Annotated in this window: 14 protein-coding genes; 7 read left to right on the plus strand and 7 right to left on the minus strand. The window is 42.4% G+C overall.

Annotated features, from left to right (window positions below; all coding sequences use genetic code 11):
• Nucleotides 1-94 precede the first annotated feature (94 nt).
• Nucleotides 95-1204 carry a branched-chain amino acid ABC transporter substrate-binding protein gene (locus tag CYG50_RS15965; RefSeq protein ID WP_004908157.1) on the minus strand — a complete coding sequence of 370 codons (1110 nt, stop codon included), beginning with the start codon at nucleotides 1202-1204 and terminating at the stop codon, nucleotides 95-97.
• Between the two features lie 379 nt (nucleotides 1205-1583).
• Here CYG50_RS15965 and panM point away from each other — a divergent pair, with 379 nt between their 5' ends.
• Together panM and gloA2 are read left to right on the plus strand one after the other, a co-directional pair.
• On the plus strand, nucleotides 1584-1997 hold the full coding sequence (panM, locus tag CYG50_RS15970; protein ID WP_102137979.1) for an aspartate 1-decarboxylase autocleavage activator PanM: 414 nt from the start codon (nucleotides 1584-1586) through the stop codon (nucleotides 1995-1997).
• Entirely contained in the window at nucleotides 1984-2370 is a 387-nt protein-coding gene (gene gloA2, locus CYG50_RS15975; protein WP_102137980.1) for an SMU1112c/YaeR family gloxylase I-like metalloprotein, read from the plus strand. Before panM ends, gloA2 begins: the two co-directional genes overlap by 14 nt.
• 109 nt (nucleotides 2371-2479) lie before the next feature.
• On the opposite strand, the gene rpoH is transcribed toward gloA2, so the two are convergent.
• The 4 genes from rpoH to ftsY all read right to left on the minus strand — a co-directional run bounded on the left by rpoH (nucleotide 2480) and on the right by ftsY (nucleotide 7224).
• Nucleotides 2480-3358: an RNA polymerase sigma factor RpoH gene (rpoH, locus tag CYG50_RS15980; RefSeq protein WP_102137981.1), complete on the minus strand. Its 879-nt coding sequence runs from the start codon at nucleotides 3356-3358 to the stop codon at nucleotides 2480-2482.
• A 256-nt stretch (nucleotides 3359-3614) separates the two neighbouring features.
• On the minus strand, nucleotides 3615-4592 hold the full coding sequence (ftsX, locus tag CYG50_RS15985) for a permease-like cell division protein FtsX (RefSeq protein ID WP_102137982.1): 978 nt from the start codon (nucleotides 4590-4592) through the stop codon (nucleotides 3615-3617).
• Complete coding sequence (gene ftsE, locus CYG50_RS15990) at nucleotides 4585-5250, minus strand: cell division ATP-binding protein FtsE (protein ID WP_004258545.1); 666 nt, start codon at nucleotides 5248-5250, stop codon at nucleotides 4585-4587. Before ftsE ends, ftsX begins: the two co-directional genes overlap by 8 nt.
• A 6-nt stretch (nucleotides 5251-5256) precedes the next feature.
• Nucleotides 5257-7224 carry a signal recognition particle-docking protein FtsY gene (ftsY, locus tag CYG50_RS15995; RefSeq protein WP_102137983.1) on the minus strand — a complete coding sequence of 656 codons (1968 nt, stop codon included), beginning with the start codon at nucleotides 7222-7224 and terminating at the stop codon, nucleotides 5257-5259.
• A 276-nt stretch (nucleotides 7225-7500) separates the two neighbouring features.
• Between ftsY and rsmD the strand changes: the two genes are divergently transcribed.
• Nucleotides 7501-8082, plus strand: coding sequence for a 16S rRNA (guanine(966)-N(2))-methyltransferase (gene rsmD / locus CYG50_RS16000; RefSeq protein WP_166264266.1), 582 nt, complete (start codon nucleotides 7501-7503; stop codon nucleotides 8080-8082).
• Between the two features lie 10 nt (nucleotides 8083-8092).
• On the plus strand, nucleotides 8093-8389 hold the full coding sequence (locus tag CYG50_RS16005) for a DUF1145 family protein (protein ID WP_102137985.1): 297 nt from the start codon (nucleotides 8093-8095) through the stop codon (nucleotides 8387-8389).
• Nucleotides 8390-8395: 6 nt separating this feature from the next.
• Here the strand turns inward: CYG50_RS16005 and CYG50_RS16010 are convergent, their stop codons facing one another.
• Nucleotides 8396-8746 (minus strand): DUF2500 family protein, encoded by a 351-nt coding sequence (locus CYG50_RS16010; protein WP_102137986.1) that lies wholly within the window; start codon nucleotides 8744-8746, stop codon nucleotides 8396-8398.
• Between the two features lie 152 nt (nucleotides 8747-8898).
• Between CYG50_RS16010 and CYG50_RS16015 the strand changes: the two genes are divergently transcribed.
• From CYG50_RS16015 to CYG50_RS16025, 3 genes are all read left to right on the plus strand, one after another.
• Nucleotides 8899-9528 carry a lysoplasmalogenase gene (locus tag CYG50_RS16015; RefSeq protein WP_102137987.1) on the plus strand — a complete coding sequence of 210 codons (630 nt, stop codon included), beginning with the start codon at nucleotides 8899-8901 and terminating at the stop codon, nucleotides 9526-9528.
• A 160-nt stretch (nucleotides 9529-9688) separates the two neighbouring features.
• The gene (locus tag CYG50_RS16020; protein WP_102137988.1) at nucleotides 9689-12106 is read left to right on the plus strand and encodes a zinc/cadmium/mercury/lead-transporting ATPase; all 2418 of its coding nucleotides are present in this window, start codon (nucleotides 9689-9691) and stop codon (nucleotides 12104-12106) included.
• Between the two features lie 214 nt (nucleotides 12107-12320).
• Nucleotides 12321-13271 carry an Rpn family recombination-promoting nuclease/putative transposase gene (locus CYG50_RS16025; protein ID WP_102137989.1) on the plus strand — a complete coding sequence of 317 codons (951 nt, stop codon included), beginning with the start codon at nucleotides 12321-12323 and terminating at the stop codon, nucleotides 13269-13271.
• A 52-nt stretch (nucleotides 13272-13323) separates the two neighbouring features.
• Here CYG50_RS16025 and tusA read toward each other — a convergent pair whose 3' ends face one another.
• Nucleotides 13324-13572: a sulfurtransferase TusA gene (tusA, locus tag CYG50_RS16030; RefSeq protein ID WP_102137990.1), complete on the minus strand. Its 249-nt coding sequence runs from the start codon at nucleotides 13570-13572 to the stop codon at nucleotides 13324-13326.
• Nucleotides 13573-13720 lie beyond the last annotated feature (148 nt).

Genomic DNA, 13720 nt, shown 5'->3' on the forward strand with positions numbered 1-13720 from the left:
CCTTTCGAACTACTTGTCCTATATAGAGAACAGAAGCCGGAAGCAAGTTACTCACTTCCGGTTCTTATTCACTATGCTGGAACACTGCTGAGTACTATTTTACAGAGGTGGATGTCCCATCTTTGTGCCACTCAAATACGCCGAACTCAAACCCTTTCAGATCACCGTTTGGCTGCCAGCTTAATGTTCCCATAACGGTTTCGACTGGATTTGCTTTCAGGTCTTTCACCAAATCTTCAGGCTCGATGCTGCCAGTACGCTCCATTGCTGTTGTTAAACCTTGGATAGCAGCATAAGTTGTCCAAACAAATGGGCCCGTTGGGTCTTCTTTCTTCGCTTTGATGGCATCAACAATCGGTTGGTTAGTCGCGACTTGGTCATAACGTTTTGGTAAAGTTACCAACATGCCCTCAGAGGCATCGCCTGCAATATTTGATAATGAAGAGTTACCGACGCCTTCAGGCCCCATAAAGCGAATATTCAACCCAGCTTGTTTCGCTTGGCGTAAAATTTGCCCCATTTCTGGGTAATATCCCCCGAAGTAAACAAAATCCACGTTCTCTTTCTTCAATTTTGCCACTAAAGCGGAAAAGTCTTTGTCTCCCGCGGTTACCCCTTCAAACATGACCTCTTTAACGCCCGCTTTATTGAGGCTTTCACGCACAGAACGGGCTAAACCTTCCCCATACTGTTGTTTGTCATGCACAACAGCAATACGAGTTGGTTTGATATCTTCCATAATAAATTTAGCTGCAGTTGGTCCTTGGTCTGAATCCAAACCTGTTGTACGAAGCACCATCTGGTAGCCACGCGTGGTTAAATCCGCATTAGTGGCTGCAGGGGTGATCATAATGACACCTTCATCTTCATAAATATCGGATGCAGGCTGTGTTGAAGAGGAACATAAATGCCCAATGACATGGCGAATACCATCGTTAATGACTTTATTTGCCACCGCAACCGCTTGTTTCGGGTCACAGGCATCGTCATATTCAACTGCCACTAATGTGTTTCCATTAATGCCACCTTTAGCATTAATGTCTGCTATCGCTTGGCGTGCCCCTGTAAATTCCATATCACCATATTGCGCCACAGGCCCTGACATCGCGCCAACAACCGCTATTTTAATTTCCTTTGCCCATCCTGCAGAACTGAACGCCATCGCAATACAGCCCGCCAATAATGCTTTATTCATATTCTTCATTTTATCGTCCCCGTCTTCATGGTTCTGAGTGTTTGTGTTTGATTTGTAGTAGATTATTATGGTTGACAGGTACAATGCCTGATATTTCAAAATACAGCGAATAAGGCTATATATTTCATAACATTAAACAAGATAATTATGCTAAATAGCAAATGGATATGGTAGGTTTTTACATTAGAAGCAGAATAAAAAACTGATGTGTTAAAGTGGTTTTTTTATAAATACTAGTGTTATATTCGGGTTAAATTTAAATTAATCCGAGTGAAATTCGGAAAATTCAGTATCACCAAATTTTTCTCTCTAAAATCAAAAAATCGGTTGTAGATCACTCTGGCAGGATGAGTAACTGCAACTCTTACAGGGAAACAAACAAAATATCATGAGACTCACTATTATCCCGCTGGTCAATCCTACTGAGCAACAATATCTGGACTTACATAAAATCTGGCCTGACCAGAGCCCTTTTGAACTGGCAAAAATGTGCAAAGCAGGTCAGCAATTTTACGCTGCGCGCTTTAATGACCGACTTCTTGGTGCCACAAAAATTACCGTGGATCATAACGCAGCCACTTTGCACGATTTTTGTGTACGAGAGGTTACTCGCCAACGAGGTGTTGGCTCATATTTATTAGAAGAAATTTGCCAAGCCATCCCTGACATTACACTATGGAAATTTGATATTAGCGGGGTAGCGCTACAAGAAAAAGAAGTGATGCAACTATTCTTGGCGGCTAATGGCTTCAATGCCACCACACAACCTGATATATGGACAAAACAGCATGAAGTTAAATAAAATTCATCATGTTGCTGTTATAGCATCCAATTTTGAAATCAGTAAGGATTTTTATTGCCGTATTTTGGGTTTAAATTTACTTGAAGAACATTACCGCCCAGCGAATAATTCGTGGAAAGCGGACTTAGCCTTTGGTGAACATTACCAAATTGAGTTATTCAGTTTTGTTAACCCGCCAGCAAGGCTGAGTTACCCCGAAGCCACAGGGCTGCGTCATTTAGCCTTCAGTGTCGATGATTTAGATAAATGGGTCGCTTATTTAACTAAACAAGGGGTGGCTTGTGAAACAATACGGGTTGACCCCTACACGCAAAAGCGTTTTACATTTTTCACAGACCCAGATGGCTTACCACTAGAGTTATACAGTGATTAATTGAACAATCAAAAATATAAAAGTAGAAATGATTATCTGCATTTATCCACCGCTTAATGGGTAATAAATGCAGATAATTTTAGTGAACAACGAATTGGCCAGTAATAAATCACATTTCGCTGTCTTCGTCTTCTTCCATCGCCAAACGTAACTTCTTCATGGCGTTCTTTTCAAGCTGACGAACACGCTCTGCAGAAACACCGTATTTATCAGCAAGTTCTTGCAACGTCGTTTTGTTGTCATCATCTAGCCAACGAGCTCGAATGATATCCTGACTGCGCTCGTCTAAAGAGTCTAATGCCTCTGCAAGGCGGTCAGTTGCATGGCTTTCCCAATTATCATCTTCAATTGAGCCGGCAAAGTCTGATGCTTTGTCTTGTAAGTATAAGACCGGGGCTACTGGGCCACCAAAATCACTGCTGTCGTCGTCATCTGACATATCAAATGCCATGTCTTGTGCAGCCATACGTGATTCCATTTCACGCACATCTTTAGTACTTACACCTAACTCTTGGGCAACCATATCGACTTCATCTTGGTTAAACCAACCAAGACGTTTTTTATTCTTTCTTAAATTAAAGAATAGCTTACGTTGCGATTTTGTCGTCGCGACTTTCACAATACGCCAGTTACGTAGAACGTATTCATGAATTTCAGCTTTGATCCAGTGAACCGCAAAGGAAACAAGGCGAACGCCAACTTCAGGATTGAAACGACGCACCGCTTTCATCAGGCCGATATTACCTTCCTGAATTAAATCAGCTTGCGGTAAACCATACCCTGCATAACTACGAGCAACATGAATAACAAAGCGCAAATGCGATAAGATCAGTTGCTTCGCAGCATCCAGATCACCATGGTAATGCAGCCGTTCAGCAAGTTCCTTTTCTTCCTCAGCGGTAAGCATCGGGTAAGCATTAGCGGCCCGAACATAGGCTTCAATACTTCCTTGTGGAACAAGAGCTAATGATTGCATGTCTTTGGTCATTCAGATCCTCAATAAAATAATAGGAAACAGATTAGTTTGTATTGATAACCGCATTGGTTAACCATGAGGTAAACACTTTAAGTCTACCAGTTTAACCGCGTTAAATAAATTATATACAAAATTTGTTAACAGTAGGTCAATGTAGGACAAAACAATTCAGACTAAGTTCATTTTTAACGCAAATTTGCAATAGAATCAAAGAGTCATGATATAATAAAATCATAACTCTTTAATAAAAATGACAAAAAACAACGCATTACTCAGGTGTAAAGTGTCGTAAATGTTGAAGTGTTGCCAACCATGCCGCTATCCAACCAACCATAGCGGATAATAATAGGATCAATAAAGACTCTTCCCATAACAACCCTTCAATCTGAAATTGTGTACCGAATACACTGGCCACTTTTGCCACACCGTCTGCTAACTGCCAAACAAGTAGAAAGGTCATAATCAAGGAAATAATGGCACCTAATGCGCCTAATACAAGACCACCATTTAAAAATGGCCTCATGATAAACCCATCAGTAGCACCAATTAGTTTCATCACATTAATTGTATCGCGGCGAGCAAAAATGTTGAGCCGAACGCTATTACCTATCACAAGGAACAGTGACACAATCATTAAAATCCCAATGACAGAAGCGATTTTCCCAACCAAGCCCGTGAGTGCGGCTAACCGAGCAAACCAGCTATCATCCATGCGAACTTCTTCAATTCCATCGACTTGGCTGACTCTATCACGCAGTGTTGTTAATACATCAGAACCTTCAAAATCAATTTTAGGTGTAATTATTGCGACTGCAGGCAGTGGGTTTTCCTCTAGCATATCGAGTGCGGTACTAAAACCAGACCAGCTGCGAAACTCACTCATGGCTTGGTCACGAGAAAGGTAATTCACATGGTCAATACCATCAAGAGCCTGTAATTGTGTTGCCACATTTTGCCCACCTTGTTCATCAAGAGATTTATCTAAATAAACAGTGAGTTGAGGTGTTGGGTACCATTGTTCCGCGGCTTGCGAAACATTTTTCCACACAATATAACAAAGGCTCGGTAATGTGAGTGAAATCGCAATAACCATGATTGTCAAAAAAGTGGCTAAAGGCTGCCTAAGCATATCAGCGAGCGCATTCAACCACGAATAACGCCACTGCTCTTTCCAACCGCCTTTTAATGCTTTACTTTTCGATTGCTTGGCTCGTTCCGGCTTGCTTTTACGGACATTCTTAGCCATGTTGACCTCCAAGCATACGACCTTCACTTAATGTAAGAACACGGTAGTTACGACGCTCAATCAATGCAATATCATGGGTCGCCATTAAAACAGTCACCCCCACACGGTTGAACTCTTCGAATAAACGCATTATCCCTTCAGACAATTCACCATCAAGGTTACCTGTTGGCTCATCCGCTAATAACATCGTTGGCTTATTCACCACCGCTCGGGCAATACCGACACGCTGTTGCTCCCCACCAGATAACTGAATTGGAAAGTTTTTAGCTTTGTCCAATAACCCGACTTTATCTAATGCCGCAGAAACTCGCCGACGAATATCTTCGGTACTGGCACCAGAAATGATTAGCGGCATTGCGACATTGTCATATACCGTTCGATCAAAAAGCAGGTGATGATCCTGAAAAATCATCCCGATCTGCCGGCGCAGAAATGGGATCTCTCGATTTTTCAAGCGGCTGATATCATGACCATTGAATAAAATATGACCCGCACTTGGGCGTTCAATACCACAAATCAGTTTAAGTAATGTACTTTTACCTGCGCCTGAGTGGCCTGTTAGAAATGCCATTTCTCCAGGTTGAAGATGAAAATCAACCCCTTGGAGTGCTTGGCGGCCACCGCGATAAGCTTTACTAACGTGTTCAAAGCGAATCATCGAAAATTATTCCTCTCGGGCAAATAGAGCCTCGATAAAGTCATCTGCTTTAAATGGACGTAAATCTTCAATACCCTCACCAATACCAATATAACGAATTGGAATACCAAATTGGTCGGCAATAGAGAAAATTACGCCACCTTTTGCTGTGCCATCTAGCTTAGTCAATGTAATACCTGTCAGACCGACCGCATCATCAAAAAGTTTTGCCTGACTTACCGCATTTTGTCCAGTGCTTGCATCTAGCGTTAACATAATTTCATGGGGAGCATTTTCATCGAGTTTTTTCATTACCCGGACAATTTTTTTCAGCTCTTCCATCAAGTGCGATTTATTTTGTAAGCGCCCAGCGGTGTCTGCAATTAAAACATCAACCCCTTTCGCCTGCGCTGATTGGATCGCATCAAAAATAACCGATGCGGGATCTGCGCCAGTATGTTGGGCTACCACAGGGATTTTATTGCGCTCACCCCATACTTGAAGTTGCTCAACAGCCGCCGCACGGAAAGTATCCCCCGCGGCTAACATGACGCTTTTTCCTTCTGATTGATATTGACGTGCTAATTTACCAATTGTTGTCGTTTTTCCGACCCCGTTCACACCAACCATAAGAATAACATAGGGTTTTTTGTCTTCGATCACGAGTGGTTTATCCACTTTCGCTAAAATATCAGACATTTCCTCACGCAATTTGCCATATAACGCTTCTGCATCTTTGAGTTCTTTACGGCTCGCATGTGCCGTTAAGTTGTCAATGATTTTGCGCGTGGTATCAACCCCGACATCCGCTATCAATAACTGCTCTTCGAGCTCTTCGAATAAGTCATCATCAATTTTTTTACCTGAGAACAGCCCAAAAAAGCCTGAACCTAAATTCTGTCGAGTTTTTAATAGCCCTTTCTTTAGCCTAGCAAAGAAACCTGCTTTTTTAGGTTTTTCTTGCTCAGTTGGTGAATTATTTTTTTCTTCTTCTAAACGTAAACGCTCAGCTTCAGCTTCTTCCTCTGCAATTCTCGCTTCTTCAGCGGCTTGTTCTTCGGCTAAACGCGCGGCTTCTGCCGCTTGGCGTTCACGTTCCGCTTGTTCTTCGGCTAAACGCGCAGCTTCTGCTGCTTGGCGTTCCCGTTCCGCTTGTTCTTCTGCTAAACGAGCGGCTTCTGCCGCTTGGCGTTCACGTTCCGCTTGTTCTTCCGCTAAACGTGCAACTTCTGCCGCTTGGCGTTCACGTTCCGCTTGTTCTTCCGCTAAACGCGCGGCTTCTGCTGCTTGGCGTTCGCGTTCTGCTTGTTCTTCAGCTAAACGTGCGGCTTCTGCTGCTTGGCGTTCACGTTCCGCTTGTTCTTCCGCTAAACGTGCAACTTCTGCCGCTTGGCGTTCACGTTCCGCTTGTTCTTCCGCTAAACGCGCGGCTTCTGCTGCTTGGCGTTCACGTTCCGCTTGTTCTTCTGCCGCTTGGATTGCAGCTAACTCAGCTTGACGACGTTGTTCTTCAGCTTCTTCTGCTGCTTGGATCGCAGCTAACTCAACTTGACGCTGACGTGCCATTTCTGCTTCAGCAATACGTATTGCTTCAGCTTCTTGGCGTTCACGCTCCGCTTTTTCTTCCGCTAATATTTTCTCTTGGGCTTCCTGATGCGCTTGTTCCGCTTGCTCTTGGGCCGCTTGGAGTTCTGCTAATTTAGCTTCTCGCTCACGTTCTGCTTGTTCGGTTGCCGCATCAATCGCAGCTTGCTGCGCTTCATACTGGCGCTCAGCTTCATCTTCAGCGGCTTTAATAGCGGCTTGCTCTGCTTGATGTTGACGTTCCGCTTCGGCTGTTGCGGCATCTACCGCAGTTTCATGGGTTGATTGGTTTTCAACGTCCTTGACTACATCATTATCATGCTGTTGAGCTTCTTGTTGCTGGGTTTCTTCTTCATTTTTACGCCCAAACCCCAACCATGAGAAAAAACCTTTTTTCTTGTCTTTAGCCATTTGCCACTACACTCCTCGCGGTAAAAATATGGCACTCGATAATCAAATCGCAATAAAATTATATGCAGTCTACCATTTCATCGCTCAGCAACACATATCTGAAAGAAAAATCCTGCCAATTTAATCTGAATTTCAGTGTTAAAACGGTGAAAATAAAGTTCTATAATTGAAAAATGACCAATCAGAGATAACAACACTGCAACTTATCGCCTGACAGGTATACAATAGTAACAATCAAATTTAAGTACATAAACCCGTTAAGCAACAATAAACATTATGGCAAAAAAACCACAATCCCCCTCTTTAGGGCAAATTCGTATTATCGGTGGAAAATGGCGCGGAAGAAAGCTGCCAGTTCGTGATAGTGAGGGCTTACGTCCAACTACAGACAGAATAAAAGAAACGTTATTTAACTGGTTAATGCCAATTATTCGAGATGCTCGTTGCTTAGATTGCTTCGCAGGAAGTGGCTCACTTGGCTTTGAAGCACTTTCTCGTTTTGCAGAAACGGTCACCTTTATTGAGCTCGATAAACAAAACGCACAACTGTTAACTGAAAACAAAGCTCGCTTACAAGCAGATAACGCAACTGTAGTGAATCACAATAGCCTAACTTTTTTAAGTCAAGCAGGTACACCTTTTGATGTCGTTTTCATTGACCCACCATTTCGCAAAGGGCTGCTCAATGAAACTATTCAATTGTTAGAAAAAAACCAATGGTTAGCTGAAGAAAGCTGGATATACGTTGAGTCAGAAGCGGAGTCACCACTTACTGACATTCCAGCTAATTGGCAACTTCATCGCGAAAAAATAGCGGGGCAAGTCGCATATCGCCTTTTTATTCGAACTTCACTTTAGGGACAAAAACATGTTTATCAATATTGGACGCCTACTCATGATTTGCGTTTGGAGTTTTATGGTCTTTAACCTCGTCCATCCATTCCCTAAACCATTGAAATACTTTATGGATATTGCAATGGTTTTTATGATTTTCATGCACGCATTACAAACTATTTTCCTAAAAGCAACGCTACCAAAAGGGGAGAAAATATCGGGTTTAGTTCAACTGCGCATTTTCTTTTTTGGTGTATTCGAAATGCTAGCGATGCAGAAAAAAAATAAAGCTGATTTAGAAAAAGCGAAGAAAAAACAATTAGGCGAGTAACCTATTCTACGCTGGCTCAAAACGAATAAAGCGGGTACCTTGCATAATAAGCTTACCTTCATGGCCAAGCTCAACGCCTTGATACTGTTCTTCAGTTACAATAGTTTTAATAATTTCGCCACTTGATAGCGTCTTAAAGTGAATCTCATAGCGAAAAGTTTCAGGGGAAACAACATCCCGCTCTCGAGAGCGCATATTTGGGTATGGATAGTCTTTTTTGCTATCAACCTTGACTAAGTAACTCACAGGCAAGGCGTTATCGTTGATTTCATTTTGCTTGCGTTGATCAAAAAAACGCTTGGTTGCTAGGACAGCAATGATCGCTAAAACAATGATCAATAATATGGGCTTATTCATAATGTATGCTTTTCACTTAAAAAGTCAGTCGCTATAGTTTATCTTATTTAACTAAGTTGGACACGCTTCTATACTCTACATAGCTTGAAGTAAACGAGTATAAGTTGCCGGATCACTGTCGTGTCATTCATTGAACATATAAGGATGTGTATATGATTAGTTGGCCATTCCTCGCAGTACTCTTTTCTGGTTGGTTATATGTCGATGCCGCCTATCGAGGACCCGGGTGGCAACGGTGGTTATTTCGCCCGATCACACTGCTACTTTTATTACTTTGGGGCTGGAGTTCCGACGATCTTAACCTGCAAAATTACCTCATTCTTGCGGGGCTACTAGTCTCGCTCGTCGCGGATCTGTCTCGTATGCTTTCAAGTGAGCACTTACTAGCTTCCGTTGCGTTGATGTTCTTGAGTTACCTGATTTATACCATCAGCTTCGGAATGCAACTCAATTTCGGGCTCTATCTACCTTGGCTAGCCGCCCCTCTGATTGTCGCTGCCATTACTTTAGTATTTATCTGGGGCAAACTTGAAAATCTTCAAGCCATTGTTTTTGCATCATTAATAATGTGTATGATTATGGCATGGGTTGCTGGTGACCAATATTTTGGTCTCGGTCGTGAATACAATTTTTCAATCATGGTTGGTGCATCACTGCTCTTTCTTTCTAACTGTGTTTGGCTAATTGCTCGATTCCGTATCCCATTTAAAGCTTCAAAAGCCGTTGTTGCTGCTCTCTATTTCCTTGGGCAGTTCTTTATTGTCCGAGCAATTTATTTATAACCCCTTTTTAGTAAACACCATGCCAATTGATAAAAAGTGCTATTTGAGAATTTTATCAGTTGGCAGCCCCTCTTTTAGTTTGACTCTGGAGTAGACTCCAGAGTGTAGACTTATCTGCAATGAATAATGAAACGAATTATTGTTAGATAAGGGGGCGCTTATGCACTCACACTCTCATAAAGAAAATCATACACATACCAGTTCTTGCTGCTCGAATAGCGGTACTTGTTCTTCTGTAATCACAGAGAACAGCAAAGAAGTGAGTAATGGCTCACATACTCACGAACATGGCTATACAAAGCAACACTCTGATGACGATGAAGAATCTCACCAGCATCAAGGATGCCATTCATCCCATGAGCATGATACCGACGATACGCACCATAACCATAGCCATGCAGGCCATGACCACCAACACGGTGATAGTTGTGGGTTAAGCGCGAATATCATCAATGAAGTTGAGCCAACCCAAGCCGCAGGGCAACGATTCAGTTGGGTTATTCGCGGTATGGATTGCCCTAGTTGTGCCAATAAAATTGAAACCGCAGTCGGCCAAATTAGTGAAGTTAAACAAGCTAAGGTATTGTTCGCTACTGAAAAATTAGTGGTTGATGCCAATACGGATATTAGCGCGGCGGTTCGTTCCACGGTTGAAGCTGCTGGCTATGAATTGCTCGAAGTGACTGGTAATAGTGCGGCGGCTATTGCGCCACCACAAAGCTTACTCAGTGAAGCTAAGCCCGTCATTATATTAGCGATTTTAATGGCAATTAGCTGGGGTATTGAATCATTCAGCCCAAAAATTGGTAACATCGCCTTTATTTTGACAACCCTGTTTGGTTTATACCCTATTGCTCGTAAATCGTTGCGCCTAATTCGTACTGGCTCACCCTTTGCTATCGAAACTTTGATGACCGTTGCCGCGGTAGGTGCAATCTTTATTCAAGCCACAGAAGAAGCCGCAATGGTTATCTTACTGTTTATGTTAGGCGAAATGTTGGAGTCTTATTCTGCCGGAAGAGCCCGACGAGGAGTTAGCGCCTTAATGGCACTGGTCCCAGAAGATGCTGTTTTGATCAAGGATGGACAAAAAACCACCATACCTGTGGCACAATTACGCCCTGGTGACATTATTGAAATCGCACCGGGTGGTCGTTTACCTACCGATGCCGTATTAGTCTCAGGTTTTGCCAGCTTTGATGAGAGTGCGCTAACAGGTGAATCTGTTCCCATCGAACGCAATGCAGGCGAAAAAGTTGCTGCTGGCTGTTTATCCGTTGATAGAGCCGTGCAGATGAAAGTGGTGTCAGAGCAAGGCCAAAATGCCATCGACCGTATTTTACAGCTAATTGAAGAAGCTGAAGAACGCCGCGCTCCAATAGAACGCTTTATTGACCGCTTTAGTCGCATATACACACCAATCATTATGCTTATTTCTGCATTGGTGATTATTATTCCACCAATTTTCTTTGATGCATCATGGGAAACATGGATTTACCGCGGTTTGACACTGCTATTAATCGGTTGTCCTTGTGCCTTAGTAATTTCGACCCCTGCCGCAATCACCTCTGCACTCGCAACGGCGACACGGCGCGGTGCATTAATTAAAGGCGGCGCAGCACTTGAACAACTGGGTACTATCACAACAATTGCTTTAGATAAAACAGGCACACTAACGGAAGGTAAACCGCATGTCACTGACCTTGTCCCTGAAGAAGGCATGACAGAAAGTGAATTAGTACGGATAACCGCTTCCGTTGAGGTGGGCTCCCATCACCCACTGGCTAAGGCGGTAGTGAATAAAGCCGAAGCATTATCGTTGGTAGTAACCGAAGCTCAAGACCGAAAAGCACTGGCAGGGAAAGGTGTTGAAGGTGTTTTGAACGATAAACATATACTGGTTAGTGCACCAAACCGCCTTGATACCCCGCTAAATAGCGAATGGCAAGGTAAAGTTGAGGCACTTGAGGCCGAAGGGAAAACGGTTGTTGTCACACTAGAAGATAACCGTGTAATTGGTTTAACCGCGCTACAAGATACACTGCGCAATGATGCAAATGACGCAATGAGTTTGCTTAAAGCGCTTAACGTTAATGCGGTGATGCTAACGGGTGATAATCCTCGTGCTGCGAGTGCCATTGCAGGGCAACTAGGCATGGAGTTCCGTGCTGGCTTGTTACCTGAAGATAAAGTTACCGCAGTAATGGAACTTAATCGTAACCACAGCACCATGATGGTTGGAGATGGTATTAATGATGCGCCTGCGATGAAAGCCTCCAGTATCGGGGTAGCCATGGGAAGTGGTACGGACGTTGCGTTAGAAACCGCCGATGCTGCATTAACTCATAACCGTTTAACGGGGCTAGCTGAAATCATCGCGCTTTCTCGTGCAACGCGAAAAATCATTCGTGAAAATATCGCGATTGCCTTGGGGTTAAAAGCCGTATTCCTTGTCACAAGTTTATTAGGTATTACAGGCCTTTGGGTCGCTGTACTTGCTGATTCAGGCGCAACAGCACTCGTCACAGCGAACGCAGTGCGTCTATTACGCGTTAAATTACCCCAAGTGAAAAAATAGCTTTAATTAACAGAGTTTCAATCAACCAATTTAAACGCCGCGTTAAGTGGCGTTTTTCATTTACAACATTTCCAATAAATACCTGTATTACAATATGTTAAATGCAAATTCAATTAAAGAATTAGGACTAACTTTTTCTCCATAAACCTCAGTTTTCGCTAGAATACGTTTTATCAATAGATTATTTTGGTATAACGTTTAGTGGGTACTGAGTATGGTAAAAAATCACAGTTCAACACCGCATGATGCTGCATTTAAAGGGTTTATGTCTAAAATTGATAATGCACGTGATTTTTTTGATATTCACTTACCTAATCATATTAAGCAATTATGTGATTTCAAAACATTAGCGATAACAAATTCATCTTTCATTGATAATCAGCTACGTACTCGTCTTTCAGATGTTCTCTACACTGTCGAGACACAGCAAGGTGAAGGATATATTTATATGTTAGTTGAACATCAATCAACACCCGATAAACTAATGGGTTGGAGGATGATGCATTATGCGTTCCTTGCCATGAATCAGCACTTACAACAAGGTCATCGTGATTTACCACTAGTTGTCCCAGTTTTATTTTATCATGGGAAAATAACCCCTTACCCATATGCTAAGCCGTGGACACACTGTTTTCAGTGGCCTGAAATTGCGTCAAACTTATACAGTCAGCCATTTCCTCTCGTCGATATTACTGTTATTGATGATAATGAGCTCGTAAACCATCGCAAAGTTGCCGTCATGGAACTTGCTATGAAACATAGAGACCTAAGAGATAACATAGAAAAAATTACGCAATTACTAGCTGAAGCGATGAATCGAAACTATCATCATAGTGATGACATAATTACTATTTTCAATTACTTATTTATTACTATGGATTCACCACATTTTGAAACAGTGGTCAATCAACTTATATACCAACTAGAAAATAACCAAGAGGATATCATGAACATCGCACAACGATTAAAAAACCAAGGATTACAAGAAGGTATTGATATCGGTGTAAATAGAGGCATTGATATCGGTGTAAATAGAGGCATTGATATCGGAGAAAACAAAAAACAACATGAAATTGCTCTTAAAGGTTTACAACTTGGTACAAGTATTGAACTTATCTGTCAACTTACAGGGCTGAGCTATCAGGAAGTATTAAACCTACGTTAATCCCTACTTCTTGGCAGGAATTAACGTACAAAATGAAATTAGCTAATAACTATTAGCTCGACTTTTTACGCAGCAAATAACGATACGGGGTATTATCAACCTCTACGGCTAATAAATCATGCTCCATAAAACGGCAAAAGCCCGGAATGTCGCGTGTGGTTGCTGGGTCATCCGCAATAATTAACAACGTTTCCCCATCTGCCATATTACGAACCGTTTTACGCACTAACATCACAGGCTCAGGGCAACGCAACCCAAGTGTGTCAAGGGTCTTAGTAGCATTATCAAAAGAATCAGACATAAATAAACACTTCTAAAGAGAGATCAATAATCGAATTATATAATAAAACGTGTCTTGATGAATGAACTGTTTTGCTTTCGTTGCGCAACGAGCGTATGATGCGCAGTTCCCAACTGTTGGGATGAATTTCATGGGTTCCCTCACCCCA

Origin of the sequence: Providencia huaxiensis, from assembly GCF_002843235.3 — a bacterium.
GTDB lineage: Bacteria > Pseudomonadota > Gammaproteobacteria > Enterobacterales > Enterobacteriaceae > Providencia > Providencia huaxiensis.

What these genes read in the sequence shown, in the direction of transcription:
- tusA (WP_102137990.1), bottom strand. Translation starts at nt 13,572, where the DNA reads ATGTCTGATTCTTTTGATAATGCTACTAAGACCCTTGACACACTTGGG.
- ftsY (WP_102137983.1), bottom strand. Translation starts at nt 7,224, where the DNA reads ATGGCTAAAGACAAGAAAAAAGGTTTTTTCTCATGGTTGGGGTTTGGG.
- CYG50_RS16025 (WP_102137989.1), top strand. Translation starts at nt 12,321, where the DNA reads ATGGTAAAAAATCACAGTTCAACACCGCATGATGCTGCATTTAAAGGG.
- ftsE (WP_004258545.1), bottom strand. Translation starts at nt 5,250, where the DNA reads ATGATTCGCTTTGAACACGTTAGTAAAGCTTATCGCGGTGGCCGCCAA.
- CYG50_RS16005 (WP_102137985.1), top strand. Translation starts at nt 8,093, where the DNA reads ATGTTTATCAATATTGGACGCCTACTCATGATTTGCGTTTGGAGTTTT.
- rsmD (WP_166264266.1), top strand. Translation starts at nt 7,501, where the DNA reads ATGGCAAAAAAACCACAATCCCCCTCTTTAGGGCAAATTCGTATTATC.
- rpoH (WP_102137981.1), bottom strand. Translation starts at nt 3,358, where the DNA reads ATGACCAAAGACATGCAATCATTAGCTCTTGTTCCACAAGGAAGTATT.
- ftsX (WP_102137982.1), bottom strand. Translation starts at nt 4,592, where the DNA reads ATGGCTAAGAATGTCCGTAAAAGCAAGCCGGAACGAGCCAAGCAATCG.
- CYG50_RS16010 (WP_102137986.1), bottom strand. Translation starts at nt 8,746, where the DNA reads ATGAATAAGCCCATATTATTGATCATTGTTTTAGCGATCATTGCTGTC.
- CYG50_RS16020 (WP_102137988.1), top strand. Translation starts at nt 9,689, where the DNA reads ATGCACTCACACTCTCATAAAGAAAATCATACACATACCAGTTCTTGC.
- gloA2 (WP_102137980.1), top strand. Translation starts at nt 1,984, where the DNA reads ATGAAGTTAAATAAAATTCATCATGTTGCTGTTATAGCATCCAATTTT.
- panM (WP_102137979.1), top strand. Translation starts at nt 1,584, where the DNA reads ATGAGACTCACTATTATCCCGCTGGTCAATCCTACTGAGCAACAATAT.
- CYG50_RS16015 (WP_102137987.1), top strand. Translation starts at nt 8,899, where the DNA reads ATGATTAGTTGGCCATTCCTCGCAGTACTCTTTTCTGGTTGGTTATAT.
- CYG50_RS15965 (WP_004908157.1), bottom strand. Translation starts at nt 1,204, where the DNA reads ATGAAGAATATGAATAAAGCATTATTGGCGGGCTGTATTGCGATGGCG.